The sequence below is a fragment of the Clostridium tertium genome (assembly GCF_017873245.1).
GTDB lineage: Bacteria > Bacillota > Clostridia > Clostridiales > Clostridiaceae > Clostridium > Clostridium tertium.
Genome location: NZ_JAGGJY010000016.1, coordinates 22,415 through 35,057 on the forward strand (window position 1 = coordinate 22,415; position 12,643 = coordinate 35,057).

Sequence of the window (12,643 nt, forward strand, 5' to 3'; positions counted from 1 at the left end):
TGTTTTGGGATGAAGGATTTATTTTTTTATATGGAGGTAGTTAAAATGGATGAAATTTTAGAGGTATTAGAAAAAAATAGTAGGTATAGTGATGAAGAAATTGCTTTAATGACTGGGAAAACGGTTGAAGAAGTTAGAGAAGCTATAATGGATTATGAAGAAAAAAACATAATTGCAGGGTACACAACTCTTATTAATTGGGAAAATACAGGTAAAGAAACAGTAACAGCTTTAATAGAAGTAAAAATTACTCCACAAAGAGGTGCTGGATTTGATAAAGTTGCAGAAAGAATATATAAATTTAAACAAGTTAAAGCTTGTTACTTAATGTCTTCAGGTGGCTTTGATTTGACTGTAATTGTAGAAGGTAAAACAATGAAGGAAGTTGCTTTATTTGTTTCAGAAAAACTTGCTGTTCAAGAATATGTAACAGGTACTGCAACTCACTTTGTATTAAAGAAATATAAAGATCACGGAACAATATTTAAAGAAAGAAAAACAGAAGATAGGGAGGCTATTTTTATATGATTTTAGAAGATATGATATTAGATAATGTTAGGAATATGCCACCATCAGGTATAAGAAAATATTTCGATTTAATTAATGAAATGGATGATGTTATATCCCTAGGTGTTGGAGAACCTGATTTTGTTACTCCTTGGAATGTTATAGAAGCAGGTATTTATTCATTAGAAAAAGGACAAACTCATTACTCATCTAATGCTGGATTTGTTGAATTAAGAGAAGAAATATCAAAATATTTGAATAGAAGATTTAATTTAAGTTATAATCCAAGTGATGAAATATTAGTAACTGTTGGTGGAAGTGAAGGAATAGATTTAGCCTTAAGAGCTCTTGTAGGGCCAGGAGATGAAGTTATAATACCAGAACCTAGCTTTGTTGCCTATAAAGGATGTGCAACATTTTGTGGAGCTACTCCTAAAATAATAAACTTAAGAGCAGAAGATGAATTCAAGCTTACTGCTAAGCTTTTAGAAGAAGCCATAACTCCTAAAACAAAAGTTGTAATAATTCCATTTCCCAACAATCCAACTGGAGCTATTATGACAAAAGAAGAGTTAAAAGAAATCGTTGATGTTTTGAAGGATAAAGATATAATAATTCTATCTGATGAAATTTATGCTGAATTATCTTATGATAAAGAGCATTATTCAATTGCTAGTTTTAGTGAAGTAAAAGATAAAACTTTAGTTATAAATGGATTTTCAAAAGCATATGCAATGACAGGATGGAGATTAGGATATGTTTGTGGACATAAAGTATTAATTGAGGCTTTAAAAAAGATACATCAATATGCAATAATGTGTTCTCCAACAACTGCACAATATGCAGCAATTGAAGCATTAAAAAATGGTGATGATAGTGTAAGAGAAATGGCTAGAGAGTATAATAGAAGAAGAAGAATTCTTGTAGAAGGATTTAGAGAAATGGGACTAGAATGTTTTGAACCACTTGGTGCTTTATATGTATTCCCTTGTATTAAGTCAACGGGAATGAGTTCAGATGAATTTTGTGAAAAGTTATTGATGGAAGAAAAGGTTCTTGCTGTACCAGGTAATGCCTTTGGAGAATGTGGGGAAGGTTTTATAAGAGCATGTTATGCCTCTTCAACTGAAGACTTAATAGAGGCAGTTAAAAGAATAAAAAGATTTATTACAAAAATTTCTTAATATATTTTACCATAACGTTAAAAAAGTTGTATATATATTGAGGTATTATTATAAAAAATGAAAAAATTCAGATAATTTTTCATAAAATAGTTGCAAAAATAAAAAAATCATAATATAATGGTAAAAAATAACTTTGAGCAATGGCGTTCAATAGAAGTCTTTCTATTGTGCGCTTTTTTTATAAAGATTTTGAGGGGGAATACTTTATGCCAAAATATTCAAAAGAAGATATTAAAAAATTAGTAGAAGAAAATGGGGTTAAATTTATAAGATTGCAATTTACCGATATATTTGGATTTTTAAAAAATGTTGCAATTACTGATAGGCAATTAGATAAAGCTTTAAATAATGAAATTATGTTTGATGGCTCTTCTATATTAGGATTTGTTAGAATAGAAGAATCAGATATGTATTTAAGACCAAACTTAGATAGTTTTGTAATTTTCCCATGGAGACCACAACAAGGTAAGGTTGCAAGATTAATATGCGATGTGTATAGGCCTGATGGAACACCATTTGAAGGAGATCCAAGAAATATATTAAAGAAAGCTTTAAAAGAAGCAGCTAATTTAGGATATTCAATGAATGTTGGACCAGAATGTGAGTTTTTCTTACTAGACATTGATGAATATGGTAATCCTAAATTAAAAACTCAAGATAATGCTGGATACTTTGATTTGAGTCCTTTAGATGCTGGTGAAAATGTCAGAAGAGATATTAGTTTAGTTTTAGAAAATATGGGATTTGAAATAGAAGCATCACATCATGAAGTTGCAGCTGGTCAAAATGAAATAGATTTTAAATATGAGGATGCTTTAACAACTGCTGATAATATTATGACATTTAAATTGGTAGTTAAAACAATTGCTCAAAGACATGGTGTACATGCTACATTTATGCCAAAACCGTTCTTTGGAATAAATGGATCAGGAATGCATGTTAATATGTCATTAAATAAAGATGGGAAAAATGCTTTTGTTGATGAAAATGATGAATTAGGATTAAGTAAAATAGCATATAATTTTATCGCAGGATTAATAAAAAATATTAAAGGAATATCAGCAATAACTAATCCATTAGTAAATTCATATAAAAGATTAGTTCCAGGGTATGAGGCTCCAGTATATATAGCATGGTCAGCTAAAAATAGAAGTCCTTTAATAAGGGTTCCTGCTGCAAGAGGAAATGGTACTAGAATAGAACTTAGATGTCCTGATCCAAGTGCAAATCCTTACTTAGTGTTAGCATGTCTTTTATCAGCTGGACTTGATGGGATAAAAAATAATTTAGTTCCACCTGAAAGAGTAGAGAAAAATATATTTAAAATGACTTTAGAAGAAAGGGATTTAGATGGAATTGATAGTTTACCAGGTAGTTTAGAAGAAGCAATTAAATATATGGAAGAAAGTGAATTAGTAAAAGAAACTTTAGGAAATCATACATTTAATAATTATATAAAAGCTAAAAAAAATGAATGGGACGATTATAGAAGTAAAGTTCATAAATGGGAGCTAGATAACTATTTAAAACAATATTAAATTTACTTGTAAGGGAGCAATGTAAATGGCAATAGATGTAATAGTTGCATTAAATAATGAAGAAATAGGACAAAAGATAAAAACTATTTTAATTGAAAGGGGTTATAATGTTTTAGCATTATGTACTTACGGAAATGAGCTAATACGTGCTATAAGGCAACTTTCACCATCTATAGTTATTAGCGGTTATAAATTTAAAGATATGACATTAATAGATATATATAATAATGTCGGTGAAGTATGTAGTTTTCTTGCAGTAGTAAATGAACCGTATAAATCTTTTGTTCAGGAAGAAACTGATATATTTTGTATATCTAGCCCTATAAATAATTCAATATTATTAACTTCATTAGATATGATTTATCAAAGTGAACGAAAAGTTAAGAAGCTAAAAGAAAAAGTAACTGTGTTAGAAACAAAAATAAATGAAAGAAAAGTTATAGAAAAAGCAAAAGGTATACTTATGCAACAAAAAGGTATGAATGAAAATGAAGCCTTTAGATATATTCAAAAAAATAGCATGGATCTCGGACTAAAAATGATTGATTTTTCAAATAAAATTTTATTAGGAAAATAAACAAAGACTTAGGATTCTGTTAAGCAAACTTTATGTATTAATTTATTAATATAGGAGCTGCCATAAGTCAGCTCCATAAAATTATATTTTATTATGAAAATGTGAAAGGAGGACATAAATGCATAGTGAAATAGGATTATATAGAAGCTCTTTTGAGCATGATGCATGTGGAATAGGTGCAGTTGTAAATATTGATGGTAAAAAGACTCATAAGGCAGTAGAGGATGCTTTAAATATTTTAATTAACTTAGAACATAGGGGCGGAACCGGAGCTGATGGTAAAACTGGAGATGGATCAGGAATATTATTTCAAATTCCCCACAGATTTTTCAAAGAGGAAGTCCAGAAACTTGGAGTTATACTACCAGATGAAGAGGAATATGCAATTGGAATGTTCTTTTTACCAGTTAATGAATTTGATAAGATAAATTGTATAAATATATTTGAAAAACTTTGTAATGAAGAAGATCTTAAAATATTAACATGGAGAGAAGTTCCCGTAAATCCAGCTGAACTTGGTGATTTTGCAATTTTATCAATTCCATCTTTTAAACAAGTTATAATTGAAAGACCTTCACATATAAATGATGTTAAAGAATTTGAAAGAAGATTATATATATTAAGAAGAAGATTTGAAAAAGAATTAGTAACTGAAAATGCTTATATTTCATCTCTTTCATGTAAAACAATTGTTTATAAGGGATTACTTTTAGCTGGACAACTTAAAAACTTTTATAAAGATTTATCTAATGCAAAAGTTGAATCTTCAATTGTAATGGTACATTCAAGATATAGTACAAATACTGTTCCTAGTTGGAAAAGAGCTCATCCTAATAGATATATAATTCATAACGGTGAAATTAATACCCTTAGAGGAAATATCAATAACTTAATTGCTAGGGAAGGAAATTTAAAATCAAAAATATTTGGAGAAAATTTAAGTAAAGTACTGCCTATTATAAATACAGAAGGATCAGATTCAGCTATTTTAGATAACACTTTAGAATTTCTAATTATGAATGGAAGAAGTATTGAAGAAGCAATAATGATGTTAATTCCAGAGCCATGGGATAAAAATCAAGTTATTTCAAAAGAGGAAAGAGCATTTTTTGAATATAATGCAACTTTAATGGAACCATGGGATGGACCAGCAGCCATAGTATTTACTGATGGAGATGTAATGGGCGCAACTTTAGATAGAAATGGATTAAGACCTGCAAGATATTACATAACTAAAAATAATAGTTTAGTACTATCTTCAGAGGTTGGAGCCCTTGATATAAAAAATGAAGAAATAGTTTCCAAAGGAAGATTAACACCAGGAAAGATACTTTTAGTAGATACAAAGAATAAAAAACTATTAAATGATTCTGAAGTTAAAGAAAAGTACTATTCAAGATTACCTTATTCAAAGTGGATAGAAAATAATATAATTACCCTAGATAAAATCAAGTTCAATGAAGAAAATACTTCTATAGAAATTTCAAAATCAGAAAGACATACTTTAATGAAAGCTTTTGATTATAGCTATGACGACTTAAAAAACACTATTTTACCTATGAGTGAAAATGGAGAAGAGCCAATAAGCTCAATGGGAGTAGATACACCACTTGCAGTTTTATCAAACTCACCGCAATTATTATTTAACTATTTTAAACAGTTATTTGCTCAAGTTACAAACCCACCACTAGATGCTATAAGAGAAGAAGTTATTACTTCTACTACAGTTTATATAGGATCACAAGGAAATATACTTGAAGATTCAAAAGATAACTGTAAACAAATCAAATTACCATCTCCAATTTTATCAAATGAAGATTTATTAAAAATAAAGTATTTAAGAATTGAAGATTTTAAAGCTAAGACAATCAGCATTTTATACGGTAAAGAAAATGGAAAGTATGATTTAGAAAAAGCTTTATATAATTTATCTCTATCAGCAGAAAAAGCTTGTTATGAAGATTATAATATTTTAGTTTTGAGTGATATAGGATTAAATAATAAGCTAATACCAATCCCTTCATTACTAGCTCTTTCCTCAGTTCATAATTATCTTATTAAGAAAGGCTTAAGAAGCAAAATAGACATTATAATTGAAAGTGCTGAACCTAGAGAAGTACATCATTTCGCAACTCTTATATCATTTGGAGCTTCTGCAATAAACCCTTATTTAGCTTATGAATCTATAAGACAATTAAAAGATGATAATTTATTAAAAGAAGATTATGAGATATCAGTAAAAAAATATAATAAAGCTGTATTGAAGGGATTAGTTAAGATTATATCTAAAATGGGCATTTCAACTATTCAATCATATAGAGGAGCACAAATCTTTGAGGCTGTGGGAATAAACAATGAAGTTGTAAACAAGTACTTTTCTAATACAGTTAGTAGAATTGGAGGAATATCACTAAAAGAAATTCAAGAGGAAGTTCTAATTAGGCATCAAAATGCATTTAGGAAAAGTAATGTAAACTTTGAATATATTTTAGATTCAAAAGGAAGAGATAAATTACGTTCTGGAAAAGAAGAGCACTTGTATAATCCACTTACTATTCATAAATTACAACAAGCTACAAGGACAGGTAACTATGAAATATTTAAAGAATATTCAAGTCTTGTAAATAATAATGAAAGTTTTTTTACATTAAGAAATTTAATGGATTTTAAATTTTTAAGTAATCCTATATCAATAGACGAAGTAGAGACTGTAGAATCAATTGTTAAAAGATTTAAAACGGGAGCTATGTCATATGGATCTATTTCAAAGGAAGCTCATGAAGCTTTAGCTATAGCAATGAATAGGATAGGTGGAAAGTCTAACACTGGTGAAGGCGGAGAAGATAGTGATAGATTTACACAAGATGCAAATGGTGATTCAAGAAAATCTTCAATAAAGCAAATTGCATCAGGTAGATTTGGGGTTACTTCAGAGTATTTAGTTAATGCAAATGAATTACAAATAAAGATGGCTCAAGGAGCAAAACCAGGTGAAGGTGGACAACTACCAGGTAATAAAGTATATCCTTGGATAGCTAAAACTAGAGGAGCTACTACAGGTGTTGGTCTTATATCACCTCCGCCACATCATGATATATATTCAATTGAAGATTTAGCTCAACTTATATATGATTTAAAGCAAGCTAATGACAAAGCAGATATATCAGTAAAACTTGTTGCTGAGGCTGGCGTTGGTACAGTAGCAACAGGAGTTGCAAAAGCTGGCGCTAATGTAATATTAATTTCTGGTCATGATGGAGGAACTGGTGCTTCACCTAAGACTTCAATTCAAAATGCAGGATTACCATGGGAGTTAGGACTTGCAGAAACTCATCAAACATTAATTTTAAATGGATTAAGAGATAGGGTTAGGTTAGAAACTGATGGCAAGCTTATGACTGGAAGAGATGTAGCTATAGCTGCATTATTAGGTGCTGAAGAATTTGGCTTTGCTACTGCTCCATTAATTTCTTTAGGTTGTGTCATGATGAGAGTTTGTAATTTAGACAGTTGCCCTGTAGGTATTGCTACTCAAAATAAAGAACTTAGAAATAGATTTAAAGGCAAACCTGAATATGTAATTAATTTTATGTATTTTATTGCAGAAGAATTAAGAGAATACATGGCTAAATTAGGCTTTAGAACTGTTGAAGAAATGATTGGAAGATTTGATAGATTAAAACAAAAAGAAAATGTTAAAGGTTATAAAAGAAGCAAGGTAAATCTATCTTCAATATTTGTTCAAGATAAAAGAGTTCTAACTTTAAAAAATAAATTCAACAAAAATAATAAAGTTGAGTTATCTAAGACTTTAGATAGAAGTTTATTAATTCCTATGGTAGAAAAGTATTTTAATGGAGAAAATACTTTAAAACTTTATATAGATATAATGAATACAGATAGAACGCTTGGAACATTACTTGGATCAGAAATTACAAGAAAATATGGATATAATACTTTAAATGATGATTCTATTACACTAAACTGTACTGGATCAGGGGGACAAAGCATAGGTGCATTTTTACCTAAAGGAATAACAATTGAAGTTAATGGAGATTGTAATGATTATTTAGGTAAAGGATTATCTGGTGGAAAGATAATTGTAAGGAATCCTAAGGATTGTCATATAAAGCCTGAAGAAAATGTAATTATAGGGAATGTTGCTTTATATGGAGCTACATCTGGAAAGGCATTTATAAATGGAGTTGCAGGAGAACGGTTTTGTGTTAGAAATTCAGGGGCTATAGCAGTTGTAGAAGGTGTTGGAGCTCATTGTTGCGAATATATGACTGGTGGAACTGTTGTTTTACTTGGTGAATGTGGAATTAACTTTGCAGCTGGAATGAGTGGTGGAATTGCTTATATATATAATAAAAACGACAACTTTAATATCAATTTTAACAGAGAAATGGTTGAAATAGAAAAATTAGATGATTCAGATATAGATAAAGTAAAATCTTTAATAGAAGAACATGTTGAAGCTACTGATTCTAATCTGGGCAAGCAATTATTATTAAATTGGAGTATTGAAAGTAAAAAGTTCTTAAAAGTAGTTCCAAATGAGTACAAAAAGATTATTACCTTAATAGATAAAAAGAAAGCAGAAGGATTAAATCATGAAGATGCTTTATTAGCAGCTTTTTATGAAAGGAGTGCAATATAATGGGAAAGCCAACTGGATTTTTAGAGTTTGAAAGAAAAGTGGGTATTAATGATTCTATAAATGAAAGAATAACTCATTATAAAGAATTCCATAACTTACTTCCAGAAAGTGAGCAAATAAAGCAAGGTGCTAGATGTATGGATTGTGGAATACCTTTTTGTCAATCAGGAATTCTTATAAATGGAATGGCATCAGGATGTCCTCTAAATAACTTAATACCAGAATTTAATGATTTAATATATAAAGAAAACTGGGATTTAGGATTACAAAGGTTATTAAAAACAAATCCATTTCCTGAGTTTACAGGAAGAGTATGCCCAGCTCCATGTGAATCAGCTTGTACAGTATCTATAAATTCTCCTGCTGTAAGTATAAAAGAAAATGAAAGATATATTATTGATAAAGCATTTAAAGATGGAAAAATAAAAGCAGTGCCTCCTAAATATAGAAATAATAAAAAAATTGCTGTAATTGGTTCAGGACCATCAGGACTTGCAAGCAGTTATCTTTTAAATAAATTAGGATACTTTGTAGATGTATATGAAAGAGAAGATAGAATTGGTGGATTATTAATGTATGGTATACCTAATATGAAGCTAGATAAAGAAGTTGTAAATAGAAGAGTTGATATCTTGAAAAATGAAGGGATTAATTTTTTTACTAACACAGATATATTTAAAGATAATCAATTAAAAGAAAATGTATTGAAAGATTACGATGCTATAGTTTTAGCAACAGGATCTACAAAGCCTAGAGATTTAAATGTATCAGGAAGGAACTTAAAAGGCATAGAATTTGCTATTGATTACTTAAAAGAAAATACTAGAAGTTTATTAAATAAAAATGATAAATTTATATCTTGTAAAAATAAAAATGTTTTAATAATTGGTGGTGGTGATACAGGAACAGATTGTGTTGCTACAGCTATGAGACAAGGATGTAAATCTGTAATACAATTAGAAATAACAAATTCTCTTCCAAAAGAAAGACTAAGTAATAATCCATGGCCAGAATGGAGTAAAACACTTAAAGTTGATTATGGTCAAGAAGAATGTATAGAGCTTTTTGAATATGATCCTAGAAGATATTGCACTAGCATTAAAGAGTTCATAGGAGACGAAAAAGATAGTGTAAAATCTGCTATCACCATAAAAGTTGAATGGATAAAAGATAGAGATGGAAGAACTACTTTCAAAGAAATACCTAATAGTGAAGAATTAATTGATGTAGATATTGTATTACTTGCAATGGGCTTTTTAGGTACAGAAGAGTATATAAGTAATAGCTTTAATCTAGATTTAGATAATAGAGGAAATATTAAAGCAGCTTATAAAGAATTTAAAACTAATAAGGATAAGGTGTTTACTTGTGGTGATGCTAGAAGAGGTCAATCTTTAGTTGTTTGGGCAATAAAAGAAGGTCTAGAAGCTGCCATTGCTGTTAATAGATATTTAGATTTACAAGAATAAATATTATAAGTAGAAGATATTTATATGATAAATTCATTAATTAAAACAGAAATTCAAATAAAAGCTATTAAATATTTTAAAAAAAATTTAGAGAATCTTCATTCAATTTATGTATATCAGTGGGATTGAGAAAAAATAATTTTCAAATTAGACAGGAATAAAGAATACTTAAAGAAAATTGTAAAATATATATAATGTTTAAAAAAACAAAAAAATATGTAAATAAAAATTTTTGCCAAAAAGAAAATAGACTTATTATAGAAAAAATTTCTTCATTTAAAATTTAAAATTATTCACATACTAATACTGTGGATATATTTAAAGGAGGTACAAAAGATGATTAAAAAATTTGCTACATTTTTTATCTTAACAGCTTCTATAATGAATTTTTCAAATTCATTATACGTACAAGCTGATGATGTAAAGAATAAATCAAATGCATATAGGGTCTTTAGTAACGCTATAGTTGATTTAGGTAAAGAAAAGTTTGATAACTTTTGGACTCCAGAAAACGAAGGATATCTTAATGCATCACAAAAGGAAAAGTTGAACCAATTAAGAGAAAAAGTAAATAATGGAGATATGTTAACTGCTTCAGAAAAAAATGAATTAAAAAATATGAAAGCAGAAGTAATAAAAATAAAATTAGGTGATGCAAAATTTCAAGAGTTACAAAAACTTATTGAAAAAAGAGAAGGATCTACTGATCTTACGCTAACAGAAAGACAAAGATTATATGAATTAAATAAAGAAGCTAAAGGCGTAAAATAATTGATATTCACAAAGAGGAAAAGCATTAAATTTATATTTAGTGCTTTTCTTATTTTTATTAACTGACCATATATCCATTTTTTATAAAAAAATATTAGAATTTTGTATAAAAAAATGATAAAATTATACAAACGTATAATTTTTAAAATTAAATGTTTAATATCTGTATTGAAAGGAATGTTTAGTATGGAAAAATATAAAGAAGAGTTTATTGAATTTATGGTTGAAAGCAATGTATTAAAATTTGGAGATTTTGTAACTAAAAGTGGAAGAAAGACACCTTTCTTTATTAACACAGGAAATTATACTACTGGAGAACAATTAAAAAAATTAGGCGAATTTTATGCTAAAGCTATACATAAACATTTTGGAGACGATTTTGATGTTTTATTTGGACCAGCATATAAGGGAATCCCACTTACAGTAACTACATCAATTTCATTAAGTGAATTATATAATATAAATGTTGAATATTGCTCAAATAGAAAAGAAGTTAAAGATCACGGTGAGGGTGGAATACTTCTAGGAGGTTCTTTAAATGATGGAAAAAGAGTCGTTATAGTTGAAGATGTTATGACTGCAGGTACATCTATATATGAGACTACCCCTATTTTAAAAGCTCAAGGAAAAGTAGATATAAAGGGACTTATTATATCTGTAGATAGAATGGAGAAAGGAAAATCAGATAAATCTGCGCAAGAAGAAATTAAGGAAGTTTTTGGAATAACTACATATCCTATAGTTACAATGAAAGAAGTTGTAAATTATTTATATAATAGAGAATTGGATGGTAAGATATATATAGACGATAATATGAAAAATGCAATCGAAGATTATTATAATAAATATGGAGTTACTTACCATAGTTAATAAGATATTAAAAGATTTATAAATTATGTACGTTTTTTAATAAATAATATAAGTAAGAAAGGCTAGCGTATTATGCTAGCCTTTTATAATGAGGTATTTTTTATAAGGAATTTAAAAACTTCAAAAATTAAAGCTGCTATTTCTTTATTATCAAAGCCATAAAAATCATGCCCCCCAGAATTTAGGCTAAGTAATTTTGAATTAACATCTTCTTCTTTTAGCTTATTATATAAATCAACAGAATTTTTATAGGGAACTAACTCATCGTTTTTACTATGTATTATTAAAGTGCTTGGAGAAGAGTCATCAACATAATTAATGGGGCTATATATATCACCTAAAAATGATTTTCCCTTTAACTTTTCTATTTCATCTTTAAATTCGTCATCAGCTAAAGAAAAATCTAATGTAGATAATTCAGTAGGACCAAATATATCAATTACATAATTAACTTTTGATGGATAATTAGCTAATTTTTTATCTCCAATGAATTCATCTTCACTTGAATAAGCAGATAATAAAGATAAATGAGCTCCAGATGATATTCCGAGAAGTCCAATATTATTTGTATCAAAATTATATTCATCTTTATTTTTATATACCCATCTTATAGCATCTTTTACATCACTTACTGGGTTTGAAATAGGAGTATCTTCTTTTAACAATTCATAAGATACACTTATTATATTAAACCCTCTTTTGTTGAATGCATTTACTATAGGATCTAATCCTATTGGAATACCATTATCACCGTATATCCAACTCCCCCCATGAACATATATTACAACTGGTGAAGGTTTATCAGTTATATTTGATTTATATATATCTAAAAATACATCATCAGATAAACTTTCTTTATATCTTAATCTACTTACATCCATTGAGGTAGAGCAATAATAATTTGTTAATTCACTTAATGTTGCTACACTTTTATTAGAATCTTTTAAATCTTTAACAATATCAAATGTTATTAAAATTGCGCCTTTGAAGTAAAATGCAATAAGTAAAGATGTTATAATAAATGATACTACAAATAATACTATGAATTTAGATATTTTCTTCAA

9 protein-coding genes and 1 other annotated feature (1 of these 10 only partly in view) are annotated in these 12,643 nt (G+C 28.3%); of the genes, 8 read left to right on the forward strand and 1 reads right to left on the reverse strand.

What is annotated here, in order from left to right; translation table 11 throughout:
- Positions 1-3, forward strand: a binding site (T-box leader); it begins 253 nt to the left of the window's first position.
- Between the two features lie 42 nt (positions 4-45).
- The 8 genes from J2Z25_RS15425 (at position 46) to pyrE (ending at position 11,579) form a co-directional block, all read left to right on the forward strand.
- Positions 46-528: an Lrp/AsnC family transcriptional regulator gene (locus tag J2Z25_RS15425; RefSeq protein ID WP_008678837.1), complete on the forward strand. Its 483-nt coding sequence runs from the start codon at positions 46-48 to the stop codon at positions 526-528.
- Complete coding sequence (locus J2Z25_RS15430) at positions 525-1,691, forward strand: aminotransferase class I/II-fold pyridoxal phosphate-dependent enzyme (RefSeq protein WP_209741212.1); 1,167 nt, start codon at positions 525-527, stop codon at positions 1,689-1,691. Before J2Z25_RS15425 ends, J2Z25_RS15430 begins: the two co-directional genes overlap by 4 nt.
- Before the next feature lie 206 nt (positions 1,692-1,897).
- Positions 1,898-3,229 carry a type I glutamate--ammonia ligase gene (glnA, locus tag J2Z25_RS15435; protein WP_209741213.1) on the forward strand — a complete coding sequence of 444 codons (1,332 nt, stop codon included), beginning with the start codon at positions 1,898-1,900 and terminating at the stop codon, positions 3,227-3,229.
- 25 nt (positions 3,230-3,254) lie between these two features.
- The gene (locus tag J2Z25_RS15440; RefSeq protein WP_209741214.1) at positions 3,255-3,806 is read left to right on the forward strand and encodes an ANTAR domain-containing response regulator; all 552 of its coding nucleotides are present in this window, start codon (positions 3,255-3,257) and stop codon (positions 3,804-3,806) included.
- 118 nt (positions 3,807-3,924) lie between these two features.
- The gene (gene gltB, locus J2Z25_RS15445; RefSeq protein WP_209741215.1) at positions 3,925-8,469 is read left to right on the forward strand and encodes a glutamate synthase large subunit; all 4,545 of its coding nucleotides are present in this window, start codon (positions 3,925-3,927) and stop codon (positions 8,467-8,469) included.
- Positions 8,469-9,938, forward strand: coding sequence for a glutamate synthase subunit beta (locus J2Z25_RS15450; RefSeq protein WP_209741216.1), 1,470 nt, complete (start codon positions 8,469-8,471; stop codon positions 9,936-9,938). Before gltB ends, J2Z25_RS15450 begins: the two co-directional genes overlap by 1 nt.
- Positions 9,939-10,274: 336 nt before the next feature.
- Complete coding sequence (locus tag J2Z25_RS15455) at positions 10,275-10,709, forward strand: hypothetical protein (RefSeq protein ID WP_209741217.1); 435 nt, start codon at positions 10,275-10,277, stop codon at positions 10,707-10,709.
- 186 nt (positions 10,710-10,895) lie between these two features.
- Complete coding sequence (gene pyrE / locus J2Z25_RS15460) at positions 10,896-11,579, forward strand: orotate phosphoribosyltransferase (RefSeq protein WP_209741218.1); 684 nt, start codon at positions 10,896-10,898, stop codon at positions 11,577-11,579.
- 83 nt (positions 11,580-11,662) lie between these two features.
- Here pyrE and J2Z25_RS15465 read toward each other — a convergent pair whose 3' ends face one another.
- Complete coding sequence (locus J2Z25_RS15465) at positions 11,663-12,643, reverse strand: alpha/beta hydrolase (RefSeq protein ID WP_209741219.1); 981 nt, start codon at positions 12,641-12,643, stop codon at positions 11,663-11,665.

Coding starts and splice junctions, on each gene's coding strand:
- J2Z25_RS15425 (WP_008678837.1), top strand. CDS start 46: ATGGATGAAATTTTAGAGGTATTAGAAAAAAATAGTAGGTATAGTGAT.
- J2Z25_RS15430 (WP_209741212.1), top strand. CDS start 525: ATGATTTTAGAAGATATGATATTAGATAATGTTAGGAATATGCCACCA.
- glnA (WP_209741213.1), top strand. CDS start 1,898: ATGCCAAAATATTCAAAAGAAGATATTAAAAAATTAGTAGAAGAAAAT.
- J2Z25_RS15440 (WP_209741214.1), top strand. CDS start 3,255: ATGGCAATAGATGTAATAGTTGCATTAAATAATGAAGAAATAGGACAA.
- gltB (WP_209741215.1), top strand. CDS start 3,925: ATGCATAGTGAAATAGGATTATATAGAAGCTCTTTTGAGCATGATGCA.
- J2Z25_RS15450 (WP_209741216.1), top strand. CDS start 8,469: ATGGGAAAGCCAACTGGATTTTTAGAGTTTGAAAGAAAAGTGGGTATT.
- J2Z25_RS15455 (WP_209741217.1), top strand. CDS start 10,275: ATGATTAAAAAATTTGCTACATTTTTTATCTTAACAGCTTCTATAATG.
- pyrE (WP_209741218.1), top strand. CDS start 10,896: ATGGAAAAATATAAAGAAGAGTTTATTGAATTTATGGTTGAAAGCAAT.